21 protein-coding genes, 1 tRNA gene and 1 pseudogene are annotated in these 25,830 nt (G+C 65.7%); 12 read left to right on the top strand and 11 right to left on the bottom strand.

Annotation, left to right across the window (positions count from 1 at the left end; all coding sequences use genetic code 11):
- Positions 1-6: 6 nt before the first annotated feature.
- The 4 genes from AC1DOX_RS05150 to AC1DOX_RS05165 all read right to left on the bottom strand — a co-directional run bounded on the left by AC1DOX_RS05150 (position 7) and on the right by AC1DOX_RS05165 (position 4,632).
- Positions 7-2,427, bottom strand: coding sequence for a RelA/SpoT family protein (locus AC1DOX_RS05150; RefSeq protein WP_441615567.1), 2,421 nt, complete (start codon positions 2,425-2,427; stop codon positions 7-9).
- A gap of 325 nt (positions 2,428-2,752) precedes the next feature.
- Entirely contained in the window at positions 2,753-2,956 is a 204-nt protein-coding gene (rpoZ, locus tag AC1DOX_RS05155; RefSeq protein WP_006578656.1) for a DNA-directed RNA polymerase subunit omega, read from the bottom strand.
- Between the two features lie 85 nt (positions 2,957-3,041).
- Positions 3,042-3,692 (bottom strand): guanylate kinase, encoded by a 651-nt coding sequence (gmk, locus tag AC1DOX_RS05160; RefSeq protein ID WP_441615569.1) that lies wholly within the window; start codon positions 3,690-3,692, stop codon positions 3,042-3,044.
- A gap of 4 nt (positions 3,693-3,696) precedes the next feature.
- Complete coding sequence (locus AC1DOX_RS05165) at positions 3,697-4,632, bottom strand: YicC/YloC family endoribonuclease (RefSeq protein WP_092138969.1); 936 nt, start codon at positions 4,630-4,632, stop codon at positions 3,697-3,699.
- A 205-nt stretch (positions 4,633-4,837) separates the two neighbouring features.
- On the opposite strand from AC1DOX_RS05165, the gene AC1DOX_RS05170 reads away from it, so the two are divergent.
- The 5 genes from AC1DOX_RS05170 (at position 4,838) to hemW (ending at position 9,664) form a co-directional block, all read left to right on the top strand.
- A complete protein-coding gene (locus AC1DOX_RS05170; RefSeq protein ID WP_092138971.1) occupies positions 4,838-5,893 on the top strand; it encodes a serine/threonine protein kinase in 1,056 nt (351 codons plus the stop codon).
- A 161-nt stretch (positions 5,894-6,054) separates the two neighbouring features.
- Positions 6,055-6,969: a PP2C family protein-serine/threonine phosphatase gene (locus tag AC1DOX_RS05175; RefSeq protein WP_092138973.1), complete on the top strand. Its 915-nt coding sequence runs from the start codon at positions 6,055-6,057 to the stop codon at positions 6,967-6,969.
- Positions 6,970-7,048: 79 nt separating this feature from the next.
- Positions 7,049-7,765 (top strand): ribonuclease PH, encoded by a 717-nt coding sequence (gene rph / locus AC1DOX_RS05180; RefSeq protein ID WP_441615572.1) that lies wholly within the window; start codon positions 7,049-7,051, stop codon positions 7,763-7,765.
- Positions 7,766-7,784: 19 nt separating this feature from the next.
- Positions 7,785-8,399, top strand: coding sequence for an RdgB/HAM1 family non-canonical purine NTP pyrophosphatase (gene rdgB / locus AC1DOX_RS05185; RefSeq protein WP_441615574.1), 615 nt, complete (start codon positions 7,785-7,787; stop codon positions 8,397-8,399).
- Complete coding sequence (gene hemW / locus AC1DOX_RS05190) at positions 8,396-9,664, top strand: radical SAM family heme chaperone HemW (RefSeq protein ID WP_441615576.1); 1,269 nt, start codon at positions 8,396-8,398, stop codon at positions 9,662-9,664. The genes rdgB and hemW overlap by 4 nt, the downstream gene beginning before the upstream one ends.
- Positions 9,665-9,841: 177 nt before the next feature.
- On the opposite strand, the gene AC1DOX_RS05195 is transcribed toward hemW, so the two are convergent.
- On the bottom strand, positions 9,842-10,354 hold the full coding sequence (locus AC1DOX_RS05195) for an outer membrane lipoprotein (RefSeq protein ID WP_441615578.1): 513 nt from the start codon (positions 10,352-10,354) through the stop codon (positions 9,842-9,844).
- 228 nt (positions 10,355-10,582) lie between these two features.
- On the opposite strand from AC1DOX_RS05195, the gene AC1DOX_RS05200 reads away from it, so the two are divergent.
- Both AC1DOX_RS05200 and AC1DOX_RS05205 read left to right on the top strand, forming a co-directional pair.
- Positions 10,583-10,672: transfer RNA gene (locus AC1DOX_RS05200), tRNA-Ser, on the top strand.
- Positions 10,673-10,972: 300 nt separating this feature from the next.
- A pseudogene (locus AC1DOX_RS05205) lies at positions 10,973-12,236 on the top strand (IS110 family RNA-guided transposase).
- 74 nt (positions 12,237-12,310) lie between these two features.
- Here AC1DOX_RS05205 and AC1DOX_RS05210 read toward each other — a convergent pair.
- A complete protein-coding gene (locus tag AC1DOX_RS05210) occupies positions 12,311-13,357 on the bottom strand; it encodes a Bug family tripartite tricarboxylate transporter substrate binding protein (RefSeq protein ID WP_441615600.1) in 1,047 nt (348 codons plus the stop codon).
- Positions 13,358-13,437: 80 nt separating this feature from the next.
- Positions 13,438-14,796 (bottom strand): glucarate dehydratase, encoded by a 1,359-nt coding sequence (gene gudD / locus AC1DOX_RS05215; protein ID WP_092138984.1) that lies wholly within the window; start codon positions 14,794-14,796, stop codon positions 13,438-13,440.
- A gap of 245 nt (positions 14,797-15,041) precedes the next feature.
- On the opposite strand from gudD, the gene AC1DOX_RS05220 reads away from it, so the two are divergent.
- Complete coding sequence (locus tag AC1DOX_RS05220; RefSeq protein WP_092138986.1) at positions 15,042-15,791, top strand: FadR/GntR family transcriptional regulator; 750 nt, start codon at positions 15,042-15,044, stop codon at positions 15,789-15,791.
- Positions 15,792-15,979: 188 nt separating this feature from the next.
- Positions 15,980-17,557, top strand: a complete 1,578-nt coding sequence (locus AC1DOX_RS05225) for an aldehyde dehydrogenase (NADP(+)) (protein WP_477113991.1) — start codon at positions 15,980-15,982, stop codon at positions 17,555-17,557.
- Between the two features lie 83 nt (positions 17,558-17,640).
- On the opposite strand, the gene AC1DOX_RS05230 is transcribed toward AC1DOX_RS05225, so the two are convergent.
- Genes AC1DOX_RS05230 through AC1DOX_RS05245 form a run of 4 tightly spaced genes read right to left on the bottom strand, consistent with a single transcriptional unit; the run spans position 17,641 to position 21,223 of the window.
- The gene (locus AC1DOX_RS05230) at positions 17,641-18,858 is read right to left on the bottom strand and encodes an osmoprotectant ABC transporter ATP-binding protein OsmV (protein ID WP_441615605.1); all 1,218 of its coding nucleotides are present in this window, start codon (positions 18,856-18,858) and stop codon (positions 17,641-17,643) included.
- Positions 18,855-19,508 carry an ABC transporter permease gene (locus AC1DOX_RS05235; RefSeq protein ID WP_441615607.1) on the bottom strand — a complete coding sequence of 218 codons (654 nt, stop codon included), beginning with the start codon at positions 19,506-19,508 and terminating at the stop codon, positions 18,855-18,857. Before AC1DOX_RS05235 ends, AC1DOX_RS05230 begins: the two co-directional genes overlap by 4 nt.
- A 10-nt stretch (positions 19,509-19,518) precedes the next feature.
- Complete coding sequence (locus AC1DOX_RS05240; protein ID WP_441615609.1) at positions 19,519-20,493, bottom strand: glycine betaine ABC transporter substrate-binding protein; 975 nt, start codon at positions 20,491-20,493, stop codon at positions 19,519-19,521.
- 13 nt (positions 20,494-20,506) lie between these two features.
- On the bottom strand, positions 20,507-21,223 hold the full coding sequence (locus AC1DOX_RS05245) for an ABC transporter permease (RefSeq protein WP_441615611.1): 717 nt from the start codon (positions 21,221-21,223) through the stop codon (positions 20,507-20,509).
- 679 nt (positions 21,224-21,902) lie between these two features.
- Here AC1DOX_RS05245 and AC1DOX_RS05250 point away from each other — a divergent pair.
- The 3 genes from AC1DOX_RS05250 to AC1DOX_RS05260 all read left to right on the top strand — a co-directional run bounded on the left by AC1DOX_RS05250 (position 21,903) and on the right by AC1DOX_RS05260 (position 25,827).
- Entirely contained in the window at positions 21,903-22,832 is a 930-nt protein-coding gene (locus AC1DOX_RS05250; protein ID WP_441615613.1) for a pirin family protein, read from the top strand.
- A gap of 315 nt (positions 22,833-23,147) precedes the next feature.
- On the top strand, positions 23,148-24,716 hold the full coding sequence (locus AC1DOX_RS05255; protein ID WP_441615615.1) for an ABC transporter ATP-binding protein: 1,569 nt from the start codon (positions 23,148-23,150) through the stop codon (positions 24,714-24,716).
- Positions 24,717-24,732: 16 nt separating this feature from the next.
- Positions 24,733-25,827 carry an ABC transporter permease gene (locus tag AC1DOX_RS05260; RefSeq protein WP_441615659.1) on the top strand — a complete coding sequence of 365 codons (1,095 nt, stop codon included), beginning with the start codon at positions 24,733-24,735 and terminating at the stop codon, positions 25,825-25,827.
- The last annotated feature ends 3 nt before the right edge of the window (positions 25,828-25,830 follow it).

The raw sequence follows: 25,830 nt of genomic DNA on the forward strand, positions 1-25,830 counted from the left end.
CGGCGCTCAGCCGTCGTTGCGGTCCCGGAAGATGCGGATCACGTCCGGGTTGCGCCGCAGTCCGCGCATCACGTTGGCCAGGTGCAGGCGACTCTGGACCTGGATGACGAACTGCATGTAGGTGGCCTCCTGGTGGCCAGCCTGCTGCTGCTCCATGGCCACGTGGGCCACATTGGCATCGGCAGCGGTAAGGTCCGCCGCAACGCGGGCCACGATGCCCTTCACATTGCGCACCATCACCTTGATCGACACATCGAACGCGTGCGCCGTCTTCTTGGCCCACATCACCTCGATCCAGTGCTCCGGATCCTTGCTGTGGAGGCGCTTGGCAATCTTGCAGTCCTGCACGTGGATCTGCAGCCCTTCGCCCTTGCCGAGGTAGCCGACGATCGAGTCGCCGGGAATCGGCCTGCAGCAGGCCGAGAAGATCATCGACATGCCTTCGTCGCCGGTGATCGCCACCGCCGGGGCTTCCTCGCCCGCGAACGTCTGCACCGCCGCCAGCAGAGCGCTGTCGACATCGCCGGACAGTTCCTGCAGCAGGATCTCCATACGGCGCGCCACTACGGCGGGCACGCGCCGACCCAGTGCCAGATCCGCGAAGATGTCTTCCCTGTGCTTGTTGCCGGTCCACTGGATCATACGATCCCAGACCGCCTGCGGCACTGCCTTGAGCTCGATGCCAAGCTGACGGGCCGACTGTTCCAGCAGACGCTCACCGAGCTGGATCGCTTCGTCGAGCTTGGTCGTCTTCAGGTAGTGGCGGATCGCCGCGCGCGCCTTGCCGGTGCGCACGAATGCCAGCCACGCCGGGTTCGGCTTGGAATACGGCGCCGTCACGACCTCGACGATATCGCCGCTCTTGAGCTCCGTGCGCAACGGCAGGAGTTCGTTGTTGATCTTGACCGCCACGCACTGGTTGCCCAGGTCGCTGTGCACCGCGTAGGCAAAGTCCAGGGCCGTGGCGCCACGTGGCAACGCGCGAATGTGGCCCTTTGGCGTAAACACATAGACCGCATCCGGGAACAGGTCGATCTTGACGTGCTCCAGGAACTCCTGCGAATCACCGGTCTGGCTCTGGATATCGAGCAGGGACTGCAGCCATTGGTGCGCCTGCTGCTGGATATCGTTGGCGTGATCGGCCTGGTGCTTGTACATCCAGTGCGCCGCCACGCCGGCTTCGGCGATCTGGTGCATGCCGCGCGTGCGGATCTGGAACTCCACCGGCGTGCCGAACGGCCCGACCAGCGTCGTGTGCAGCGACTGGTAGCCGTTGATCTTCGGAATGGCGATGTAGTCCTTGAACTTGCCCGGCATGGGCTTGTACAGGCCGTGCAGCGCGCCCATCGCCATGTAGCAGTGCATCTGCGTTTCCACGACCACGCGGAAGCCGTAGACGTCCAGCACCTGCGAGAACGACAACTGTTTGTCGTGCATCTTTCGATAGATGCTGTACAGCGTCTTCTCCCGGCCGGACAGTTCCGCCACGATGCCGGCATCGGCCAATGCCTTCTGCGCAGCTTCCAGAATGCGCTTGACCACCTCGCGCCGGTTGCCGCGCGCGGCCTTCACGGCCTTTTCCAGCGTGGCGTAACGGAACGGCGAGCCGACCTTGAACGACAGCTCCTGCAGCTCGCGATAAATCGTGTTGAGACCCAGCCGATGCGCAATCGGCGCGTAGATCTCCATGGTTTCCAGCGCGATCCGGCGCCGCTTCTCGGGCGGCACGAAATCGAGCGTGCGCATGTTGTGCGTGCGATCGGCCAGCTTGACCAGGATCACCCGCACGTCGCGCGCCATCGCCAGCAGCATCTTGCGGAAGCTCTCCGCCTGCGCCTGCTCGCGGCTCTGGAATTCGAGCTTGTCCAGCTTTGTCAGGCCATCCACCAGTTCGGCGACCTTCGGACCGAACTTCTCGGCCAGTTCGCTCTTGGTGATGCCCTGGTCTTCCATCACGTCGTGCAGCAACGCCGCCATGATGGATTGCACGTCCAGCTTCCAGTCCGCGCAGAGTTCCGCCACTGCCACCGGATGGGTGATGTAGGGCTCGCCGCTCTGGCGGTACTGGCCCAGGTGGGCCTCGTCGGAAAACTGGAAGGCTTCGCGTACCAGTGCCTGGTCGGCAGGCTTCAGGTACGCCAGCTTCTCCAGCAGACGCGAAATGGAGATGACCTGCTGTCGCGGCGGCACGGCCGGCTGCGACGTCGGGCCAAAGAAGTGCCGGTACGACTGCGCCAGCACGGCATCGATGAACAGATCGCCGCCTGGTGCCGCCGGCACCGTCCCCACCACGGGTTCCGCCACCAGTTCATTGGCAAGGACCGCGCGTGCCTTGCCCTGCTGGATCGGCGGCACGACGGCGCGCTCTCCGACGACGTTGTCGCCGAGCGGATCGGGCAGATTGGGGGCGCCGGTACGGGCGGTCATGGGGGGCTGGCCGGGTGTGCCGCGCTTACGTCCGGACGGACGTCCGGGTGAACCGGAGGGCGCAGGCGGCAGGGCCGCGGTTGCGGATGGCAACAGGGGCAGCGGTGCGCCAGGCGCCACAGATGTGGCGATTGCGCCAGGCGTACCCGGCACTGGCACCGGCTGTTCGCTCGCCGCCGGCTGCCCGCGCTGCGTCCGTGCGTCCGGGGTACCGGGCGGGACGATCGCGGAATTGGGCGGCGAGGAAGACATGGGGACGGCCCCTGGAATCCGGCTGGATGCGTGCGCACGCGAAGCTAGGATGAACCACAGACCGCCCTGGCAATCAGGTCGGTACCTTCTTCAGCATCTCGATGCCAACCTGGCCCGATGCGATTTCACGCAGCGCCACCACGGTGGGCTTGTCCTTGGCTTCGACCTTGGGCGTATGGCCCTGCACGAGCTGGCGTGCGCGGTACGTCGCCGCGAGCGCGAGCTCGAAGCGGTTCGGGATGTGTTTCAGACAATCTTCGACGGTAATACGCGCCATATCAAATCCACCTTGGGATGAAACCTGTTCGACAGGCCGTCATTTTACAGCACGCGGCCGGAAACGTTCCGGCCGCCCTCCGGGATCAGTGAATTCCCAGTTCGATAAACAGCTCGGTGTGCCGGGCCTTCTGCGACGAAAAGCGCAGACGGGTCGCACGAACGACGTTCTGCAATTGCTCCAGCGCGTCCGCGAACACCTCGTTGATGATCACATAGTCGGACTCCGATGCATGCGACATTTCGCTGCCCGCGGCCAGCAGGCGACGCACGATCACGTTCGGCTCGTCCTGGCCACGTTTCTTCAGCCGTTCTTCCAGCGCCGTCAGCGACGGCGGCAGGATGAAGATCTCCACGGCATTGGAAAAGCGCTGGTGCACCTGCTGCGCGCCCTGCCAGTCGATCTCCAGCAGCACGTCGTTGCCCTGGGCCATCTGCTGCTCGATCCAGACACGCGACGTGGCGTAGTAGTTGCCATGCACCTCGGCCCATTCCAGGAAGTCGCCGCGGTCCCGCGCCGTGCGGAAATCGTCGACCGACGTGAAATGGTACTCGCGGCCGTTCTCCTCACCCGGGCGCGGCTTGCGCGTGGTGTGCGAGATCGACAGGCGGATGGCCGGGTCCTGCGCCAGCAGCGCGTTCACCAGCGTGGACTTGCCGGCCCCGGACGGTGCCACCACCATGAACAGGTTGCCGGGATAGGCGGTATCGATGGCGGTGTGTGTCGTTTCGCTCATGATCTTATTCGAGGTTTTGAATCTGTTCACGCATCTGCTCGATCAGGAGCTTGAGCTCCATCGACGCATCGGCCAGTTCCTTGGCCGCAGCCTTGGACCCCAGCGTGTTCGCCTCGCGATTGAGCTCCTGCATCATGAAGTCCAGCCGCTTGCCGACCTGGCCGCCCTTCTTCAGGATATGCCGCGTTTCGTTGAGGTGGGCCTGCAGACGCGACAGCTCTTCGGCGATGTCAATCCGGATGCCGTACACCGTGGCTTCCTGGCGGATGCGCTCGGCGATCTCGTCGCGGCTCATCGACGGCATGCCGGTCGGCGCGGCCAGGTTGAACGCCTCCTGCAGACGCTCGGTCAGCTTTTCCTGATGATGGGCGATCAGTTGCGGGATGGTCGGCGTCAGGCGCTCCACGATCGCCAGCATGGCCTCGATGCGGTCCACCAGCGTGGCCTTGAGCGCCTCGCCCTCGCGGCGGCGAGCTTCCAGCAGTTGGGTCAGCGCCTCGCGGGCCGCACCGGTCACGGCCTCGCGCAGCGATTCCTGCGACAACTCAGGTTCCACCAGCACGCCGGGCCAGCGCAGGATCTCGCCCATGCGCAGCGACCCCGCGCCGCTGAACGTCGCGGCCACGGTCGATTCCAGCGCGCGGATCTGATCCAGCAGCCCCTGGTTCAGTGCCAGCGTGGCGCCGCCAGTGTCCGTACGCTGCAAGTTGATGCGGCATTCCAGCTTGCCTCGCGACAACTCCCCCATCAGCATTTCACGCAGCGCCGGCTCAAAGGCGCGGCATTCCTCAGGGGCGCGGAACAACAGGTCGAGAAAACGCGAATTGACAGTCCGGAATTCCACCGAAACCGATGCGGTGCGGCCGCTGGGCTCGCCCTGGGCGTTGGTCAGCGGCGCCTGGCGGGTTGCCAGGCCATAGCCTGTCATGCTGTGGATCATTGTCGGTATTCTCGCGAAAAGGTCTGAAAATGGGGTGAAAACGGGCCAGGCCGGCGTGCCCGCCGACCGTCCGGCGGCTATTTAAAAATCATCGAAAATAAGCGGTCGGAAAGCGCAGATATTTGGCAACAGTCCCCGCTAATGATTTCTTTACAAGTGACCGATTAGCCGGGAGAATCCGGGAGCAAATGAGGTCCCGAATCCTATGACAGAGTCCAAGGGCGCTAACCAAACCAAGAGTGCGCCGCTGCCCATCGGCACGCTGCTGGCCAACTACCGTATTGTAAAGAAGTTGGCCAGTGGGGGGTTCAGTTTCGTTTACCTCGCCACCGATGAAACCGGCGCCCCCGTGGCCATCAAGGAATACCTGCCGTCGTCGCTTGCCAGGCGCAACCCCGGCGAGCTGATTCCGGTCGTCCCCGATGAAAATGCCGCGTCGTTCCGGCTGGGCCTCAAATACTTCTTCGAGGAAGGCCGCTCGCTGGCGCGTATTTCTCATCCGAGCGTGGTTCGCGTGGTGAATTTCTTCCGCGAGAATTCCACGGTCTACATGGTCATGAACTACGAGCTGGGCAAGACGTTGCAGGAGCATATTCTGCAGGCCCGGCAGCAGGGCAAGCCCAAGGTATTGCGCGAACGCTTTATCCGCAAGGTCTTCCACGACCTGATGAGCGGCCTGCGCGAAGTGCATATTCACAAACTGCTGCACCTGGACATCAAGCCCGGCAATATCTACCTGCGCGAGGACGAATCGCCGATCCTGCTGGACTTCGGTGCCGCGCGGCAGATCCTGACGATGGAGGCCGCCCGCTTCCAGCCGATGTACACGCCAGGCTTTGCAGCCCCCGAACTCTACGGCAAGCACTCCGATCTGGGCCCGTGGACGGACATCTACAGCCTGGGCGCCACGCTCTACGCCTGCATGGCCGGCATGCCCCCGCAGGAGGCCAACCAGCGCGAGAAGGAAGATCGCATGGGCGAGTCCATCTCCCGCCTGCGCGCCACGTACACAAACGGCCTGGTCGATCTGGTCGAATGGTGCCTGCGGCTGACGCCTTCCGAACGTCCGCAAAGCGTGTTCCGGTTGCAGAAGGAACTGCGCGATCAGAGCAATGCACTGGGCGAGCAGTCGGCCGCCGCCGCGGCGGCCGCCGGCCCGGTGACGGAGCGTATGAACGCCACCAGCCGCTTCATGACCTTGCTGCGCCGCCGCGACGATGCCGCCATCCGTGCCACGGAGGCGGGCCCAAGCGGCGATTGAATCACGATGCGCCGGCCCGCCAAAGCGACCTGGCCGGCGCCACCCCAAAACCAAGATGGATGCCCCGATGCCCGCCGCCCCGGAACTGATGCGCAACATGCGTAACACCAGTCTCGTTGCCGGCCGCAAGCGTCCCGGAAACGACTTACCGTAAAGCCAACATGCGATTCTCCGTCTATCAGGAAAGCCGGAAGGGCGGCCGCCGTATCAACCAGGACCGCATGGGCTACTGCTTCACGCGCGACGCCCTGTTGATGGTGCTGGCCGATGGCCTTGGCGGACACGCCCTGGGCGAAGTGGCGGCGCAACAGGCCCTGCAGACCCTGGCGCGCCAGTTCCAGTCCCAAGCCCGCCCGGCGATCCGCAACCCGGCCGATTTCCTGCAGGACACGGTCATGCTGGCCCATCGCGAGATCCATCGCTACGCCGAGGCCAATCGCCTGGCCGATATCCCGCGCACCACCGTGGTCTGCTGCCTGATCCAGAACGGCCAGATCCACTGGGCCCACGCGGGCGATTCCCGGCTGTACCTGATCCGCAAGGGCACCCTGCTTACCCGTACCCGCGACCACTCCAAGATCGAGAACCTGCTCCAGCAGGAGCGTGTGTCGGCGATCGAAGTAGCCAATCACCCCGAGCGCAACAAGCTGTACAACTGCCTGGGCTCGCCCAACCTGCCGCTGATCGATATCGGCGGCCCGGTGCGGCTGGAGCCGGGCGACGTGGCCATGCTGTGCTCCGACGGCCTCTGGGGCAGCCTGGAAGAGAAGGTCATCGTCGACAAGGTCACGCAGCTGTCGGTTGTGCACGCCATTCCCGACATGATCGAACAGGCGCTCATGAATGCGGGCGAAGGTGCCGACAACACCACCGCGATCGCCATGATGTGGGAATCGGACGCCAACGTGCCCAACGAGGAGGCCGTGCTGACCGACACCCTGCCGCTGAACGCCTTCACGACGTCCATCCTGGAACGCACCGGCAACGAAAGCGACCTGCTGTCCGAGGAAGAGATCGAGCGCTCGATCGCCGAAATCCGGGCGGCCATCGACAAGACCAGCAACTTCATGCGCTAGGCGTGCCGGGCCACGGCGGGCACGCAAGGCCCGCCGGCGTTAGAATCGCGGTCTCACCCGATTCCAACGAAAGATCCCCATGCGACCTAGCGGACGCGCAGCCGATGCACTGCGACCCATCACCCTGACCCGCCACTACACCCGCCACGCCGAAGGTGCCGTGCTGAGTGCCTTTGGCGATACCAAGGTGTTGTGCACCGCCAGCGTGCTGGCCAAGGTGCCGCCCCACAAGAAAGGCAGCGGTGAAGGCTGGGTCACGGCCGAATACGGCATGCTGCCGCGCGCCACGCACACGCGGTCTGACCGCGAGGCCGCACGCGGCAAGCAGACTGGCCGCACGCAGGAAATCCAGCGCCTGATCGGCCGCGCCATGCGGTCGGTGTTCGACCTCGCCGCGCTGGGCGAATATACGATCCATCTCGATTGCGACGTGCTGCAGGCCGACGGTGGCACGCGCACCGCCGCCATCACCGGGGCCTTCGTGGCCGCGCACGATGCCGTCAGCACCATGCTGCGCGACGGCCTGATCGCAGCCAGCCCGATCCGAGATTTCGTCGCCGCCGTGTCTGTTGGCATGGTGGACGGCGTGGCCGTGCTGGACCTCGACTATGCCGAGGACAGCGGTTGCGACACCGACATGAACGTGGTGATGACCGGGAGCGGCGGCTTCGTGGAAGTCCAGGGCACGGCGGAAGGCGCACCCTTCAGCCGCTCCGACCTGGACGCCATGACGCGTCTGGCCGAAGCCGGCATCAACGAGCTCGTGCGCCATCAGAAGCAGGCGCTCGGGCTGTAACCGACGCGAGGGGAAGACGATGCAACGCCTGGTCCTGGCCTCCAACAATCCCGGCAAGCTGCGCGAATTCGGCGCACTGCTGTCGCCGCTCGGTTTCGACGTCGTGCCGCAAAGCCAGTTGGGCATTCCCGAGGCCGAGGAGCCGTTTCCGACCTTCGTCGAGAACGCCATTGCCAAGGCCCGCCACGCGAGCCGGCTGGCCGGCATGCCGGCACTTGCCGACGACTCTGGCATCTGCGTCGACGCGCTCGACGGCGCGCCCGGTGTGCACTCGGCCCGCTATGCACAGCGCGTGGGCAGGGCCAAGTCCGACGCCGCCAACAACGCGCATCTGATCTCGCAACTGGCAGGCAAACTGAACCGGCATGCGCACTACTACTGCGTGCTGGTGCTGGTGCGCCATGCCGAGGATCCTCGCCCCATCATCGCCGAGGGCACGTGGGCGGGCGAGGTCGTCGACGCCCCGCGCGGCGCCGGTGGTTTCGGCTACGACCCGCACTTCCTGCTGCCCAAACTTGGCAGGACGGCCGCCGAGCTGAGCGCCGAAGAGAAAAATTCCGTCAGCCATCGCGCGCTGGCATTGCAAGGACTGGTGGCGCGGCTGCAGGCCGCCAGCCTCAAGGCAGGCGCATGATCCCGATCGTTCCCGCCGGCAGCTCCGCGCCATCCAAGCCGGCCGCCTCCCCACAGGTTTCCCCCGCGGACAACCAGCAGCTGTGGCTCAAGCCCGGCAAGATTGCCCTGCCCGGCTCGCCGCCACTGTCGCTCTACGTTCATATTCCGTGGTGCGTGCGCAAGTGCCCGTATTGCGATTTCAACTCGCATGCGGTGCCCGGCAAGACCGACAGCCACGACATCCCCGAGGACGCCTACCTCGACGCACTGCGGGCAGACCTCGAGCAATCGCTGCCACTGGCCTGGGGACGCCCGGTGCATACCGTCTTCATCGGCGGTGGCACGCCGAGCCTGCTGTCCGCCGCCGGCATGGACCGGCTGCTGTCGGACATCCGCGCGCTGCTGCCGCTCGATGCCGATGCCGAGATCACCATGGAAGCGAACCCGGGCACGTTCGAAGCGGAGCGTTTTGCCAGCTATCGTGCCAGCGGCATCAACCGGCTGTCGATCGGTATCCAGAGCTTCAACGACACGCACCTGCAGGCACTGGGCCGCATTCATGGCGAGCGCGAGGCACGCAAGGCCATCGACATCGCGCTGGCGAGCTTTGACAACGTCAACCTGGACCTGATGTACGCGCTGCCGGGCCAGACCGTCGACGAATGCGTCCGCGACCTGGACGCCGCGCTGTCCTACGGCACCACGCACCTGTCGCTCTATCACCTGACACTGGAGCCCAACACGCTGTTCGCCAAGTTCCCGCCCGCGCTGCCGGACGAGGACGTCGCCTACGAAATGCAGGATGCCGTCGAGGCCCGCACGGCACAAGCAGGCTATCGGCACTATGAAACATCCGCCTACGCCAAGCCTCATCGCGAGGCACGCCACAACCTGAATTACTGGCGATTTGGCGACTACCTCGGTATTGGCGCCGGTGCGCACGGCAAGCTGTCATTCCCGCATCGCGTGCTGCGCCAGATGCGCCACAAGCATCCGGCCACATACATGGAGCACGCGATGGCGGGCAACGCCGTGCAGGAAGCGCGCGATGTCAGCGCCGACGAGTTGCCGTTCGAGTTCATGCTCAATGCGTTGCGACTCACCGACGGCGTGCCCGCGTCAAGCTTCTACGACTACACCGGCCTGCCCTTGCATACGATCAGCAAGCAACTGGCGGCGGCGGAAAAAAAGGGGCTGCTCGAGGCCGACCTCGCCACGATCCGTCCAACCGAACTGGGCCGACGCTTCCTGAACGACCTGCAGGAGATGTTCCTGAAGGATTAGGACTGCTCGCCACCTCCCCAAATGAAAACGCCACGCAGATCGCGTGGCGTTTTTGCTGCTGCACGGGAAGTGGGCGCTGCAATGGCCATCCGTGGATCCCGGTCGCTCTCTCTCCATTGCTGTCGACGACGACCGGTCACTGACTCCCCAGGCAATACTCAATACTCAATCAAGCACTCAGTACGGCGTGGCCATGTCATTGGCTACGCGTGCGCGGTCGCCCACACGCAGGTTACCGACATTGCTCTGGGTCACCGTCGCCACGCGGCCATCATCCAGCCGGACGTTCACGCGATACACCGTCTGCGAACTGGAGCCCGCGCGCTTTTCGATCTGATTGCCTGCCACGGCACCCACCACCGCGCCACCGATCGTCGCCACGGTCTGACCGCTGCCACCGCCGATCTGGTGGCCAAGCAAGCCGCCGGCCGCACCACCGACCACCGTGCCAAGCAGGCCGGAGCTGCCCTGCTGCGTCGTGACCGGTTCGATCGACTCCACCCTGCCCACGAATACCGAACCGGTCGGCGCCTGATAGGTCGAGGTATTGGGATTCTGATAGCCGGTGGTCGGGGGTGGTGCGGTGTTGTAGTTGCCATAACCGCTGTAGCCTGGCTGCGCACAACCGGCAAGGCCTGCCACGATTGCCATCGCACCCAGCGCCAGCCATGATTTTCGTTGATGCTGCATGGGAGATCCTCCTCTGTCACCTGTTTGAAATGCGAACGCGAGGCATGCCAGCGCCGCGCGTCGTCCCCAGTATGAGGCTGGCTGTGGCCATAGGTTCCGCGGTGTCCGACAAACGCCGACAGCGCAACGGCTGTACTCGGCGCGTGCATCACACTGCGGCGGCGCACATGCTTGTATAATGCGCGGCCGGGCGCGTGGGCTTCCACGCTACAATGCCCGCAAGTTCCTGGAAGCGTGGCCGAGTGGTTTAAGGCAGCAGTCTTGAAAACTGCCGATGGGGTGACCCATCCGTGAGTTCGAATCTCACCGCTTCCGCCAGACATGAGAACGGCCCGTGCGATGTGCTCGCACGGGCCGTTTGCTTTGGATCTTCCGCATCCGGGCGACGGCAATAAAAAGCCCCGCCATCACGGCGGGGCAAATTACTTCCTGTGGAGCATCTTGCCCCCGTTACTATCTTCATGCCCCGATAATTGGGGCTTTGGCCAGCCAGGCCCGGCATGATTCCTGCCCCCAGTCGTCCATGATCCGGGGGGTGTTGTCACCGGGCCTGGTGGGTGGCTGGTGATCGCTAATAGGGGCTCGGCCAGGGTGTTCTTGAGGCCGTCCGTAACGTGGATGCCGAGACTTGCCACCGATATGCAGGCCAACCAGCTCAATCTGCATAAACACTCCGATGCAAGAGAACCAACAACACGACTCCGTCGATGTCTTCGTCGGCGTTGATGTAGGCAAAGGCCAACATCACGCTGTAGCACTCGATCGGACCGGGAAGCGCCTATACAACAAGGCGCTGCCCAACGATGAGGCCAAACTGCGCACCCTCATCACCGAGCTCAAGTCACACGGCCAACTGCTGTTCGTCGTCGATCAACCCGCCACCATTGGTGCGCTGCCGGTCGCAGTCGCCCGCGACGAAGGTGTCCTGGTTGCCTATCTGCCGGGCCTGGCCATGCGCCGCATCGCCGATCTGCACGCGGGCGAGGCCAAGACCGATGCCCGCGATGCCGCGATCATCGCCGAGGCTGCGCGATCGATGCCGCATACGCTACGCTCGCTTCGACTCGCTGACGAGCCACTCGCCGAACTCACCATGGTGTGCGGCTTCGACGACGATCTGGCTGCTCAAATCACCCAAACCAGTAACCGCATTCGCGGCCTGCTCACCCAGATCCATCCCGCACTGGAACGCGTTCTGGGGCCTCGCCTGGACCATCCGGCCGTGCTCGATCTACTCGAGCGCTACCCGTCGCCCTCTGAGCTAGCCGCGACCAGCGAGAAGACGCTCGCCAACCGCCTGACCAAGCTCGCCCCGCGGATGGGCAAAAGCCTAGCCGCCGAAATCGTTCAGGCGCTCAGTGAACAGGCTGTGGTCGTACCCGGCACGCAGGCAGCCACCATCGTCATGCCGCGTCTGGCCCAGCAGCTCGCCGCCTTACGCAAACAGCGCGACGAAGTCGCCAGCGAAGTCGAACGCCTTGTACATGCGCACCCTCTTTGGCCGGTCCTGACCAGCATGCCGGGAGTCGGCGTCAGGACCGCCGCCAGACTCCTTACCGAGGTGGCACACAAAGCCTTTGCTTCGGCCGCGCATCTTGCCGCCTACGCAGGTCTCGCGCCGGTCACCCGCCGCTCAGGCTCGTCCATCCGTGGCGAACATCCGTCCAGGCGGGGCAACAAGGTACTCAAGAGAGCGCTGTTCCTCTCAGCCTTTGCCGCCTTGCGAGATCCGGTCTCGAGGGGCTACTACGCTCGCAAGGTCCAGCAAGGAAAGCGCCACAATCAGGCGCTCATCGCCCTTGCCAGAAGACGCTGTGATGTGCTGTTCGCCATGCTGCGCGACGGCACCTTCTATCAGCCAAAACCGGCCCCTAGTACTTGACGAAACACATAGGGGCACCCCACGCGGATCAGCGCGCTCTGAGGCGCCGCTGTCCCGGCCATCTGGGCCGACGGTTATTCCGCGGTGATCTTCCCCTGCTCGATCACGGTCTTCCAGCGCTTGAGCTCCTGGTTCTCGAACTGGACAAACTGTTCCGGCGTGTTGGCCACGACTTCAAAGCCGCTCTCCGCCAGCTTCTGTTGCATCTTCGGATCCTTGAGCGCGCCAACCAGTGCGCCATGCAGGCGCGCCTTCACGTCAGCCGGCAGCCCCTTGGGCGCGGCCACGCCTTGCCACGAGTACACCTCCACGTCCTTCACGCCGCCTTCGGCCATTGTCGGCACATCCGGCAACACGGCCGAGCGCTTGTCGGACGTCACCGCCAGCGCGCGGAGCTTGCCGGTGCGGATGTGCTGCAGCACTGCATTCACGTTCTGGAACGAGACATCGACCTGGCCTGCCAGCAGGTCCGAGATCGCCGGCGCGCCGCCCTTGTAGGGCACGTGCAAGCCTTCGGTGGCGCTCTTCTGCCAGTACAGCGCGGCAGTCAGATGGTCCGATGAGCCGGCGCCCGAGGTCGCAAAGCTGACCTTGCCCGGATTCTTCTTCATGTAAGCCACGAGCTCGGGTAGCGACTTGGCCGGAAAGTTCGGATTGGCCACCAGCACGTTGGGCGCACGAACCGCCACGGTCAGCAGGTCGAAGTCCTTGGCCGGGTCATACGGCAGGTTCTTCTGGAGGAACGGATTGACGGCGTAGACGCCGATCGAGGCCACCATCATCGTGTAGCCATCGGCGGGCGCACGCTTGACGTAGGTGGCGCCGATCGCACCCGTGGCGCCCGGCCGGTTGTCGATGACGAATGGCTGGCCCAGCTTCTCGTTCAGGGGCGGTGCCAGCATGCGCGCGATGGTGTCGGTGGAGCCGCCCGCCGGGAACGGCACGACGACGGAAACAGCCTTCTGCGGCCATGCCGCGTTGGCCGCCATGGCGGCACTGCTGACTGCGGCGCCGGCCGCGAGGGCGATGGCCACGCTGGCACAGCGGCGCAGCAGGATGGAAATGCGGGACGCGCGCGGCGCGACCCCATGCGCCGAAGCCGGCGTGGGTTGGGTGTTCATCGTGTCTCCTGCCTTGGTGAATCTTGTTTTTGAAATCACATCCGACAGGGCCGCAGATGCCCTGCCGGCGACCCGGGGCATTACCTGACCATGCAGGGCGCCTTGTTGTTGAACTTCCAGTTCGGAATCAGGAACTGCATGGCGATGGCGTCGTCTCGCGCGCCGAGGCCCTTCTGCTGGTACAGCGCATTGGCGCGGGCCAGTGCGTCCATGTCGAGCTCCACGCCAAGCCCCGGGGCCTTTGGCACCTGCACCAGGCCGCCCTCGATCTTCAGCGGATCGCGCGTCAGGTGTTCGCCGTCCTGCCAGATCCAGTGCGTGTCGATGGCGGTGACACGCCCCGGCGCGGCAGCCGCCACATGCGTGAACATCGCGAGCGAGATGTCGAAGTGGTTGTTCGAATGCGAGCCCCACGTCAGGCCCCACTCGGCACACATCTGCGCTACGCGCACGGATCCCTGCATGGTCCAGAAATGCGGATCCGCCAGCGGAATATCCACCGAATGCAGGCGCACCGCGTGACCCATCTGGCGCCAGTCGGTGGCGATCATGTTGGTGGCGGTGGGCAGCCCGGTGGCCGTGCGGAACTCGGCCATGATCTCGCGCCCCGAATAGCCGTCTTCGGCGCCGCACGGATCTTCCGCATAGGCGAGGATGCCGTGCTTGTCGCGGCACAGGCGGATGGCGTCGGCCAGCAGCCAGCCACCGTTCGGGTCCAGGGTCACGCGCGCTTTCGGGAAGCGCTCGTGCAGCGCGATGATCGCTTCCATTTCCTCGTCGCCACGCAGGACGCCGCCCTTGAGCTTGAAGTCGTTGAAGCCATAGCGTTCGTACGCGGCCTCGGCCAGGCGGACCACGCCTTTGGCGTCCATCGCCACTTCATTGCGCAGGCGAAACCATTCGTTGTCCGCGCCGGGTTCGGTGCGATAGTCCAGCGTGGTGCGCTGGCGGTCGCCGATATAGAACAGGTAACCCAGCATCTCCACGGCATCGCGTTGCTGGCCTTCGCCGAGCAGCGCGGCCACGGGCACCTGCAGGTGCTTGCCGAGCAGGTCGAGCAGCGCGGCCTCCAGCGCGGTGACGGCATGGATCGTGATGCGCAGGTCGAAGGTCTGCAGGCCACGGCCGCCGGCGTCGCGGCTGGCGAACGTCGCACGCACCTTGTTCAGGATGGCCTGGTACTGGCCGATGGGCTGACCCACCACCAGTGCGCGGGCGTCGTCCAGCGTCTGGCGGATGCCTTCGCCACCGGGCACTTCTCCCACGCCGGTATTGCCGGCGCTGTCGCGCAGAATGACGATATTGCGGGTGAAGTACGGGCCGTGGGCACCGGACAGGTTCATCAGCATGCTGTCGTGGCCCGCCACGGGCACGACAGTCAGCTCGGTAACAACAGGCGTGGCAATGCCCGCGGCAGAATTGGCCTGGGTAGCATTCATGTGGATCGTCTCCGAAATCCTGGTGAAAGTGTCGCCGGGATAGCGCTCTCCGCATGCGAAAATGCGCCCGCTGTTGTTCTTATAGCCCGTTTTGTGACTGATAGTACGGCGGACACCTGACGCTCCGCTGCCACAACGTGGCTGTGTCGGCAAGCGCCTGTGCGTTATCTGTCGTCGTACGACTTATGACGCAGTATAATGAGCGCATCTCGACCCGGTCAAGACCATCGTTTTCCCCCATCCCCATGTCCAACGTTCCGATGACTTCGCCCGCTCCCCTGCGCCGCCGCGGCCGCACGCTTGCTGAAGAAGTGGTCGGCAATCTGACCGAGAGCATTCAGCAGGGCCAGCTCAAGCCGGGCGACAAACTTCCCACCGAATCCGAAATCATGGCCACGCTGGGCGTGAGCCGGACGGTCGTGCGCGAGGCGCTGTCGCGCCTGCAGGCCAGCGGCCTGGTGGAAACGCGCCATGGCATTGGCACGTTCGTGCTGAATCGCCCCCTCGACACCCATTCGCCGTTCCGCATCGATCCCTCCGCCATGGTCACGGCCATGGACGTGCTGGCGATGCTGGAATTCCGGGTGAGCCTGGAGGCGGAGGCCGCCAGCCTGGCCGCCACGCGCCGCAGCGACGACCACCTCGGCGCCATGCGCCGCGCGCTGGACGAGCTCAAGCGCAACGCTGCGGAAGGCAACGACGCGGTGGGCTCCGATTTCGAGTTCCACCTGTCCATCGCCCGCGCGACCGGCAACCGCTATTTCACCGACATCATGGGTCACCTTGGCACGATGGTGATCCCGCGCAGCCGGCTGCAAGTGAATACGCCGGAACGCGAGCAATATCTGGAACGCGTGAATTTCGAGCACGAAAGCATCTACGATGCGATCGAGCGCCGCGATCCAGAGGCTGCCAAGGCGGCCATGCGCATGCACCTGACCAACAGCCGCGAGCGCCTGCGCAAGGCGTCCGCGATGGCAGGAACGCCGGCCTGAGGCCGGTGCGCCGCCCGGAGATATCCTCACGGGCGGCGCGGTTGAAGCCTCGCGCTCTATGTCATATGATGTCTTACGACAAAGCTGTCATGCACGATTCCCAGAGCCTGTGCTGCGTTACCCGTGTCATCCTGTAGGCACAGGCCCTTTCCTCTTCTTCCTCCCATCCCCCGCAGGACAAACAGATCATGACTCTTACCGGCGAGATGCTGATCGGCGCGAGCGCCGTGCGCGGCACTGAAGACACTTTCCAGGGCATCAACCCGGCGACGGGCGAAGTGCTGGCCCCGACATTCCATGGCGGCAACGCCGCCGACGTGGATCGCGCCTGCGCGCTGGCCGAGGCTGCGTTTGATACCTACCGTGCCACGAGCCCCGAGCAACGTGCCCGCTTCCTGGAGTCGATCGCCGATGGCCTGGAAGCCCTCGGCGACGAGCTGATCCAGCGCGCCCACGCCGAAACCGCCCTGCCGATCGCCCGCCTGCAAGGCGAGCGCGGCCGCACGGCAGGCCAGTTGCGCCTGTTCGCCCGCGTGCTGCGCGATGGCCGCTGGCAAGGCGCCACGCTCGACAGCGCCCTGCCCGAACGCACGCCGCCGCGCCCTGACCTGCGCATGCAGCGCATTGCCGTGGGCCCGGTTGCCGTGTTCGGCGCCAGCAACTTCCCCCTCGCCTTCTCCGTGGCTGGTGGCGATACGGCCTCCGCACTGGCTGCCGGCTGCCCCGTGGTGGCCAAGGCCCACCCGGCACATCCGGGCACGTCCGAACTGGTCGGCCGGGTCATCCAGAAGGCCGTGGCCGACAATGGTCTGCCGGAAGGCGTGTTCTCGCTGCTGATGGGCGCCGGCATCGCCATCGGCACCGCGCTGGTGGCGCACCCGGTCATTCAGGCCGTGGGCTTCACGGGATCGCGCGTAGGCGGCCTGGCACTGATGCAGGTGGCCAACAACCGTCCGCAGCCGATCCCCGTGTATGCGGAGATGAGCAGCATCAACCCGGTCTACCTGCTGCCCGAGGCGCTGGCCGCGCGCGGCGAAGCCATCGCGCGTGACCTGGTCGATTCGCTCGTGATGGGCGTGGGGCAGTTCTGCACCAACCCCGGTTTGCTGCTGGCCATCGAAGGCCCCGCGCTGGACGCCTTCCGCGCCGCCGCCGTGACCGCGGTGACCGGCAAGCCGGCCGGCACCATGCTGACCCCGGGCATCCACCAGGCCTTTGAACGCGGCGTGGCGCAACTCTCGGAAGTCGAAGGGCTGACGCGCGCAGGCTGCGGGCTGGCCACTACCGGCCCCAACCAGGCCCGCCCGGCGTTCTTCGAAACCTCGGCCGACCGCTTTATCGCCGACCATCGCATGCATGCGGAAGTCTTCGGCCCGTCCACCGTGCTGGTGGCCTGCAAGGACGCCGATGCCCTGCTCGCCGTGACGCGTATCCTCGAGGGCCAGCTGACGGCGACGGTTCAGGCCGACAAGGGCGACAATGYGCTGGCCGGCCGGCTGCTGCCGCTGCTGGAACGCAAGGTGGGCCGTGTGCTGTTCAACGGCTATCCGACCGGCGTGGAAGTGTCGTTTGCGATGGTCCACGGCGGCCCGTTCCCGGCCACGTCGGATACGCGCACCACGTCGGTGGGCACCACCGCGCTGGATCGCTTCCTGCGCCCCGTGTGCTACCAGAACGTGCCAGCCGACCTGCTGCCGGCCGCGGTGCAGGACGGCAATCCGCTGGGACTGTGGCGCCTGAAGGATGGCGAACTCGGCCACGCCTGACCCGGAACGTCATTGCCATGCAAAAACGGCCGCTTCGTGCGGCCGTTTTTGTTTTCCCCGGTCATGGCCAAGATCGCGACAGTTCAGGCCGCCTTGAGCGATGCCGGCGCAGTCGTGCCAACCGTGGCAGCCACCGCGGGGCTCAGCGGCACCGGCGGCTGAATCACCGGCGCATTGCCGCGCGACCGGCCCGAGCTCAGATAGTCCGCAATCGACTCCTGCGTCACCTCGCCCAGATACACGCCATCGGCATCCACCACCGGTAGCCAGCTCGTGTTGTGCTGGTACATACGCGACAGCACGATGCGCAGATGTTCGTCGAATGCCGCGGTCGCGGCAAACGGCCGCATCACCTGCGCGCATTGGCCCCCGCCAGCCATCGCATTGCGGACGTCTCGGCGCGTCACATAGCCGAGCGCGCGTTGCGCGTTGTCGATGACGGGCAAATGACGCACGTCGGCGTCGTCCATCACGCCGAAGGCCCCCGCAAGCGGCATCTCCGGACGGCAGCTCGGCGGCATCGTGGCGGCATCGCCCGCGCGCACCAGCAGCAGCCGCTTCAGCGTGTTGTCGTGACCGACGAACGCCTGCACGAAGTCATCGGCGGGATGCGCCAGCAGTGCGTCCGGGTGATCGAACTGGACCAGCTGGCCGCGACGGAACACCGCCACCTTGTCACCAAGCTTGATCGCTTCGTCGATGTCGTGCGACACCATGATCACGGTCTTGCCAAGCTGGCGCTGCATCTGGAAGAACTCGTTCTGGATGCTCTCGCGGTTGATCGGGTCCACGGCGCCGAATGGCTCGTCCATCAGCAGCACGGGAGCATCGGCCGCCAGCGCGCGGATCACGCCGATCCGCTGCTGCTGCCCGCCGGAAAGCTCGCGCGGATAGCGCCCGAGCATCTTGCCGGGGTCCAGCTGCACCATCGCCAACAGTTCACGCGCACGCTCGCGGCAGCGGCGCTTGTCCCAGCCCAGCAGCCGCGGCACAACCATGATGTTTTCCTCGATCGTCATGTTCGGGAATAGGCCGATCTGCTGGATCACGTAGCCGATCTTGCGCCGCAACGTCACGCCATCGATGCCGGTCGTGTCCTCGCCCTCGATGCGCACCGTGCCGGAGGTAGGCTCGATCAGCCGGTTGATCATCTTGAGCGTGGTGGTCTTGCCGCAGCCCGACGGCCCCAGGAAGACGCAGATCTCGCCACGAGGGACCGTCAGGGAGACGGCGTCGACGGCGTGCACTTCGGTGCCGTCCTTTTGATGGAAGGACTTGGTGAGTTGGTCGAGTTCAATCATGGTTGACGGATTCCTTTCGGCGTCAGCGCGCGCTGCAGGGCCTGCAGGCATGCGTCCGCCACGATGGCGAGCAGGCTGACGAGGACAGCGCCCACGGCCAGCTTGCTCATGTTGCTCTGGCTGATCGCCTGCAGGATCAGCACCCCAAGGCCACCGGCGCCGATGATGGCGGCAATGGTGGCCACACCAATGTTCATCACCACGGCCGTGCGCACGCCGCCTAGGATCACCGGCACCGCCAGCGGCAGGTCCACCAGGCGCAGGCGCTGCCACGTCGTCATGCCGATGCCACGCCCAGCCTCCTGGATGCCCGGATCGACGTTGGCCAGCGCCGTGTAGGTGTTGCGCATGATCGGCAGCAGCGAATACAGGAAGACCGCGGTCACCGCCGGCACGTAGCCCAGCGCGTGGCCGAAGCGCGCGAAGATTGGGATCATCAGGCCGAATAGCGCGATCGACGGCAGCGTCAGCACCACGGTGGCCAGCGCCAGCAGCGGCGTGGCGAGGAAGCGATGACGCGTAATCAGGATGCCCAGCGGCACACCGATCAGGATCGCCATGCCGACGGCGGAACCGACGAGCGCAAGATGCTCGGCGGTCAGTCGCAGCAGCGTCGGCCAGCTATGCTGGAGATAAGTCAGCAGGTCCATGCGTGCCTCCTCAGATCAGGCCGTGGCTGCGCAGGAAGTCTCCTGCCACCTTGTCCACGGGCTGCTGGCCGATATCGACCTGGTAGTTCATCTCGGTCATCGCGGCGTTGTTGAGCGTGGCGGACAGCGCGTTGAGCAGCGTCGCCAGTTCCGGATGCTGATCGAGCACCGCCTTGCGCACCACGGGCACCGCGTTGTACGGCGGGAAGAAATGAAGATCGTCTTCCAGCAGCACGAGGTCGAAACCCTTCACCCGGCCGTCGGTCGAGTAGACCAGGCCCAGCTCCACCTGATTGTTCTTGAGCGCGGTGTAGACCAGGCCCGGGTCAAGCTGGATCACGTCCTTGCGCGAGAGCGGCAGCTGATAGGCGGTTTTCAGCGGCTCCAGCCCGTCCGGCCGCGCGGCGAATTCCATGTCGACGGCGAACGGGTGGCCCTTGTCACCCTTGCTGTCTTTGCCATCGCTGGCGGCGCGCATTTTCCCGGCGAGCGCGGACAACGTGGTCACGCCGGCGGCCTCGGCACGCGGCCTTGGCATCGCCAGCGCGTAGGTGTTGTTGATCGTCGAGGCATCGAGCCAGACCAGGCCGCGCGCCGCGTCGAGCTGTTTCACGCGTGCATAGCTCTGCGGACCGTCGAGCTTTTCCTCGACCTTGTTGAAGACGATTAGCGCAGTGCCGGTGTAGTCCCAGACCACATCGAGCTGGCCGGACTCCATCGCCTGGCGCATCAGCGTGCTGCCCAGCCCGGCCGTCAGCGTGGTCTCCATGCCCTTGGCGCGCAGGTACTGCGACGTCATCGACGACAGGAGCAGTTGCTCGGTGAAGTTCTTGCCGCCCACGCGCAGCGGTTCCGCGGCGGGCTGCTGGGCGCGGGCGGGCGCGGACGACAGCAGAATGCCGGCCACCACCGCGCCCAGCGCGGCGAAGACCCAGAACAGGCGGCCTTCGCCGCTTCGACGTTCGGCGTTTCGATTGGATGCCATGTGTATGCCTCGTTCAGCGTGCCAGGCCGCGGCTGCGCAGGTAGACGTGGCCGGCCGTGGCGAACAGCGCGTCCAGCACCAGAGCCAGCAGCGCGGTGGCGGCCGCCCCCAGCAGAAGCAGGGGCTGGTTGTTCAGGTAGATGCCCGGGAAGATCAGTTCGCCCAGGCTGTTCGCGCCGATCAGGAACGACAGCGGCACGGTGCCCACGTTGATCACCAGGCTGATGCGCACACCAGCCAGGATCACGGGCAGCGCGTTGGGCAGTTCCACGCGTACCAGTCGCTGGCAAGGCGTCATGCCGATGCCGCGGGCCGCCTCGCGCAAGGCCGGCGACACGTTGCGCAGGCCTTCGTAGGTATTGCGCACGATCGGCAGCAACGACGCCAGCCACAGCGCCAGGATCGCCGGACGCTCGCCAATGCCCAGCGCTGCCAGCGCCAGGGCCAGCACCGCCAGCGACGGCACGGTATTGCCGATGTTGAAGACCTGCATCAGGCGGTCCGCCTGGCGGTGCATGCATGGCCGGCTCAGGGCGATGCCGGCAGGCACGCCGGTGACCAGCGCGAGCGCCATCGAGATGACCACCAGGCGCAGGTGGTCGGTCACGTCGTAGACCAGGCGCTCCTGGTACTGGTGGATGACGTCGACGCCGATCCACGCGACCAGACCGGCCAGCGCGGCAACAATGACCCCGCTCCAGGCCACGGCCCGGAAGGTTTGCTTTGACATAGTTCCCCTTTCCCATTCCGGTGCCGCGACGCATGAGAATGAATCGCCACTTTTCGAATGCGGAAAACAAAAGGGCCGGCGGAAGTCAGATGGGGTGCCCGCCGGAGCCCGGTTCAGATGGCCTTGCCGCCATGACCGGCAGGATTGCCGGCGGACGGACTTGCGGGCGCGCCCGGATGACGGGAGCAACCCTGTTGATGGGGGTTCAAGCGAAGGCTCGAATCACCCGGTAGCGGCGCAACCTCAAGGGTTGGCCAGTGGCGGCGACTGGTGTCGTGTAGGAACGCGCTTCGGTGGGCGCCGCCGGTCAATCGGCCGTTGCCAGACAACGGATTGCGGGGTTTCGAGCTCGGGCTCGCCCATCGCAATTCACAGCAACGGATGACAAAGAGACGGCTATTCTACACATCTTCAGTCATTCTGTCATCTTCGCGAAAATGCGCGCCCATCTTGCCGTGATCAGGACTGATTTTCGGAGATCGCTCGGCGACCGATTGGGTTGGCCAGGCGGGCACGCCGGCAGCGTTTGCGGCGTTGCAAAATTCGCGTCATTTTCGGCCAATTCGTCCCAGTGGCGGAACAATCTGTTGCCCGAGCCCTGTCTACCGCTTTTCCGTCAAAGCCTTACATTGACTGGGTAGATCCGACGGCCACAACGCCGTCCCACAGGAGAAAGAACATGGAAAACCGCACCGCCCTCAACACCGTTCCGGCCACCGCCGCGGAGTCCGTGCAGCGCTCGCGCACGGTGGACCGCGTGGTGCGTGGCATCGCCACCTCCGACGGCGCCGGCGTCAAGCTGACCCGTGTGCTGACGCAGAACCTGCAGCGCCGACTGGACCCGTTCCTGATGCTCGACGCCTTTGGCACCGACAACAAGGACGACTACATCGGCGGCTTCCCCGATCACCCCCATCGCGGCTTCGAGACCATCACGTATATGCTCGCCGGCCGCATGCGCCATCGCGACAGCGCCGGCCACGAAGGGTTGCTGGAAAACGGCGGCGCTCAGTGGATGGTGGCCGGCTCGGGCGTCGTGCACTCGGAACTGCCCGAACAGGAAGACGGCCGCATGGAAGGCTTCCAGCTCTGGCTGAACCTGCCGGCCGCGGACAAGATGACCGCGCCGTGGTACCGCGACATGCCCGCATCGGACATCCCGACGGTGGCATTGCCTGAGGGTGGTACGGTGCGCGTGCTGGCGGGCGCTTCCCACGGTGTGGCTGGCGCAATCACGCGGCCGGTGACCGCGCCGGTCTACCTGGACGTCCACCTGCCCGCGGGTCAACGCTTCAGCCAGGCGCTGCCGGCCGGGCATAACGCCTTCGTCTACGTGTATCGCGGCGAGGTCAAGGTGGGCGATGGCAGCGACGCCGCCGTGGTGGAGGCCCAGCGCATGGGCGTGCTGGACAATGCCGGCCAGGCTGACGGCGTGGTGATCACGGCCAGCGAAGACGCCCGCTTCCTGCTGATCGCGGGCCAGCCGCTGAATGAGCCGATCGCCCAGTACGGCCCGTTCGTCATGAACACGCAGGAGCAGATCTACCAGACGCTGGCGGATTTCCGCGACGGCCGCTTCGCCACCATTCCGGCGTCCAGCGCCGCCTGACGGCAAGCCCCTCTCCCCTCGCCCCGGTCCTCCCCCGGGGCAGTTCCGACCGCCGCCCTGCCTGTCACTGGCAGCGCGGCGGTTTTTTGTTGCGCCGATGCCCGGCATGCGACTTGCAACCTGCCCGTATCCGTTGCGGGGCATGGCAAGACACCGGAAACGGCCCGCCGAACCCCCGCGCACTTATATAATTCAGAGCAAATTCCGAACATCACGGAAACATGATGATGACGACGTGCCGCGCGGCGATCCTGCGCCACGCACAGCCGCTGTCACGTCCTCCACGTTGCTGCCACAACAATCCGAGCCGCCTCAGTGACATTACAAACCCCTCCCAGGCTGGCGCTTGCGCATATCACCAAGCGCTATCCCGGCGTGACCGCCAACGACGACGTGAGCCTCACCGTCGCTCCCGGTGAAATCCACGCCGTCCTTGGCGAAAACGGCGCCGGCAAGTCCACTCTCATGAAGATCATCTTTGGCGCGGTCCGCCCCGACGCCGGCGAGATGCACTTCAACGGGGCGCCCACCTCAATCGCCAGTCCCCACGACGCCCGCAACCTGGGCATCGCCATGGTCTTCCAGCATTTCTCGCTGTTCGACACCCTGACCGTTGCCGAGAACATCGCGCTGGGCCTCCCGCCCCGGGACGTCGGCAGCATGAAGCAGCTGGCGGACCGCATCCGCGCCACCGCGGAACGCTACGGCCTGCCGCTGGAACCGAATCGCCACGTGCATACGCTGTCCGTCGGCGAGCGCCAGCGCGTGGAGATCGTGCGCGCGTTGCTGGCCAACCCGCAGTTGCTGATCCTCGATGAACCGACATCGGTACTGACGCCGCAAGCTGTGGAAACGCTGTTCGTCACGCTGCGCCAGCTGGCGGCCGAGGGCACCAGCATTCTCTATATCAGCCACAAGCTCGACGAAATCCGCGCGCTTTGCCATCACGCCACGGTGATGCGGATGGGCCGGGTCACGGGCGTGTGCGATCCGCGCCAGGAAAGCGCGGCCTCGCTGTCGCGCCTGATGATTGGCGGCGAGCCGCCGCGCGAAGCCCGCGTGACGACGGATCGCGGGCCGGTTCGGCTGGCCGTGCACAGCCTGTCAATGCCGCGCGCGCACGCGTTTGCCACGGAGCTCAGCGGAATCGCGCTCGACGTGCATGCCGGCGAGATCGTCGGCATCGCCGGGGTCTCGGGCAATGGCCAGCAGGAACTGCTGGCGGCGCTGTCCGGCGAAGACCCGCGCGCCACCGGCGCCGCCGTCGAGCTGGATGGACGCCCCGTCGGCAAGCTGGACGCCCGCGGCCGCCGCCGTGCCGGCCTTGCATTCGTGCCGGAGGAACGTCTGGGTCGCGGCGCGGTGCCGGGGATGAGCCTGTCGTCGAACACGCTGCTGTCTCACCAGACGGCGCCGTACGTGCGCAACGGCATGGTCTCGCCGAAGGCGGCCGACGGGTTGGCCGCCAGCATCATCAGCCGCTTCCGCGTCAAGGCGAGCGGGCCCGAGGCGCAGGCGCGCAGCCTGTCAGGCGGCAACCTGCAGAAGTTCATCGTGGGCCGCGAGATCGAGGCCGGCCCCAAGGTCCTGATCGTCGCGCAACCCACCTGGGGCGTCGACGTGGGCGCCGCCGCGCAGATTCATAACGAGATCCTCGCGCTCAAGGCCGTCGGCTGCGCGGTGCTGGTCGTGTCCGAGGAACTCGACGAGCTGTTCGCGATCTGCGACCGCCTGCACGTCATTGCCAAGGGCCATCTTTCGCCGTCGATTCCGGTGGAGTCGGCAACGCGCGAGCAGGTGGGCCTGTGGATGAGCGGACTCTGGGAAGGCGGGCCGGCCAGCCGGCATGACGACGTCGCCGCGGGGGTTCCGCTTCATGGCTAATCCCGTGACCAGGTTCATGGCGGATTTCCGCTCCCCACTCTCGCTGGCGCCGCGCGGCACCCCGTCGCGCACCATGGCCTATGCCTCGCCGGTGTTCGCGCTGGCACTGACGCTGCTGTTTGGCGCGCTGCTGTTCATCGTGCTCGGCAAGGATCCCGCCGCGGCGCTCAAGGTGTTCCTGTTCGATCCGCTCAAGGACCAGCGCACGATCGGCGAGGTGTTGCTCAAGACCGTGCCGCTGGTGCTGTGCGCGCTGGGGCTGTCGGTCTGCTACCGGGCCAACGTCTGGAACATCGGCGCCGATGGCCAACTGATTCTCGGCGGCATCTTCGCCGGCGCGACCGTGCTGTTCTTCGACACCCCTGGCCATACGATCGGCGGCCTGCCGGTGCTGGTGCTGGCCTCGCTGGCGGGCATCGTCGGCGGCATGGTCTGGGCGGCCATCACCGCGCTGCTCAAGGACCGCTTCAACGCCAACGAGATCCTGGTGTCGCTGATGCTGACCTACATCGCCCAGCAATTGTTGCTGTGGGTGGTCAACGGCCCGCTCAAGGATCCGGCCGGGATGAACTTCCCGCAGTCGAAGGTGTTCTCGTCCGACTTCCTGTTGCCGAACCTGCTGTCGGGGTCGCGCCTGCATGCGGGATTCGCCGTGATGCTGGTGCTGGTGGCCATCATGACCGTGTTCGTTTTCCGCAGCTTTGCCGGCTACCGCCTGCAGGTGGGCGGCACCGCGCCGCTGGCCGCGCGCTATGCGGGCTTCTCGTCGCGCAATGCGCTGTGGAGCGCGCTGATGATCTCGGGCGGCACGGCCGGCCTGGCCGGGGCGTTCGAAGTGACGGGACCGATCGGCCAGTTGCTGCCGTCCATCTCGCCGGGGTATGGCTTCACCGCGATCATAGTCGCGTTCGTCGGCCGACTGCATCCGGTGGGCACCGTGTTCGGCGGCATCGTGATGTCGCTGTTCTACATCGGCGGGGAGATGGCGCAATCGCGCCTGGGGCTGCCTTCCGCGATCGGCTGGGTTTTCCAGGGCATGCTGCTGTTCTTCCTGCTGGCCTGCGACACCCTTATCGACAACCGCCTGCACTGGCGCGCCAGGGCCGCCTGAACC

The organism is Cupriavidus sp. 01L415, from assembly GCF_056400065.1.

Excerpts from the sequence above, each read along its gene's own strand:
- AC1DOX_RS05165 (WP_092138969.1), bottom strand. The coding sequence starts at position 4,632 with ATGATCCACAGCATGACAGGCTATGGCCTGGCAACCCGCCAGGCGCCG.
- rpoZ (WP_006578656.1), bottom strand. The coding sequence starts at position 2,956 with ATGGCGCGTATTACCGTCGAAGATTGTCTGAAACACATCCCGAACCGC.
- AC1DOX_RS05175 (WP_092138973.1), top strand. The coding sequence starts at position 6,055 with ATGCGATTCTCCGTCTATCAGGAAAGCCGGAAGGGCGGCCGCCGTATC.
- AC1DOX_RS05240 (WP_441615609.1), bottom strand. The coding sequence starts at position 20,493 with ATGGCATCCAATCGAAACGCCGAACGTCGAAGCGGCGAAGGCCGCCTG.
- AC1DOX_RS05170 (WP_092138971.1), top strand. The coding sequence starts at position 4,838 with ATGACAGAGTCCAAGGGCGCTAACCAAACCAAGAGTGCGCCGCTGCCC.
- gmk (WP_441615569.1), bottom strand. The coding sequence starts at position 3,692 with ATGAGCGAAACGACACACACCGCCATCGATACCGCCTATCCCGGCAAC.
- AC1DOX_RS05150 (WP_441615567.1), bottom strand. The coding sequence starts at position 2,427 with ATGACCGCCCGTACCGGCGCCCCCAATCTGCCCGATCCGCTCGGCGAC.
- gudD (WP_092138984.1), bottom strand. The coding sequence starts at position 14,796 with ATGAATGCTACCCAGGCCAATTCTGCCGCGGGCATTGCCACGCCTGTT.
- AC1DOX_RS05260 (WP_441615659.1), top strand. The coding sequence starts at position 24,733 with ATGGCGGATTTCCGCTCCCCACTCTCGCTGGCGCCGCGCGGCACCCCG.
- AC1DOX_RS05245 (WP_441615611.1), bottom strand. The coding sequence starts at position 21,223 with ATGTCAAAGCAAACCTTCCGGGCCGTGGCCTGGAGCGGGGTCATTGTT.
- AC1DOX_RS05235 (WP_441615607.1), bottom strand. The coding sequence starts at position 19,508 with ATGGACCTGCTGACTTATCTCCAGCATAGCTGGCCGACGCTGCTGCGA.
- AC1DOX_RS05195 (WP_441615578.1), bottom strand. The coding sequence starts at position 10,354 with ATGCAGCATCAACGAAAATCATGGCTGGCGCTGGGTGCGATGGCAATC.
- AC1DOX_RS05210 (WP_441615600.1), bottom strand. The coding sequence starts at position 13,357 with ATGAACACCCAACCCACGCCGGCTTCGGCGCATGGGGTCGCGCCGCGC.
- rdgB (WP_441615574.1), top strand. The coding sequence starts at position 7,785 with ATGCAACGCCTGGTCCTGGCCTCCAACAATCCCGGCAAGCTGCGCGAA.
- AC1DOX_RS05220 (WP_092138986.1), top strand. The coding sequence starts at position 15,042 with ATGTCCAACGTTCCGATGACTTCGCCCGCTCCCCTGCGCCGCCGCGGC.
- AC1DOX_RS05230 (WP_441615605.1), bottom strand. The coding sequence starts at position 18,858 with ATGATTGAACTCGACCAACTCACCAAGTCCTTCCATCAAAAGGACGGC.
- AC1DOX_RS05250 (WP_441615613.1), top strand. The coding sequence starts at position 21,903 with ATGGAAAACCGCACCGCCCTCAACACCGTTCCGGCCACCGCCGCGGAG.
- hemW (WP_441615576.1), top strand. The coding sequence starts at position 8,396 with ATGATCCCGATCGTTCCCGCCGGCAGCTCCGCGCCATCCAAGCCGGCC.
- rph (WP_441615572.1), top strand. The coding sequence starts at position 7,049 with ATGCGACCTAGCGGACGCGCAGCCGATGCACTGCGACCCATCACCCTG.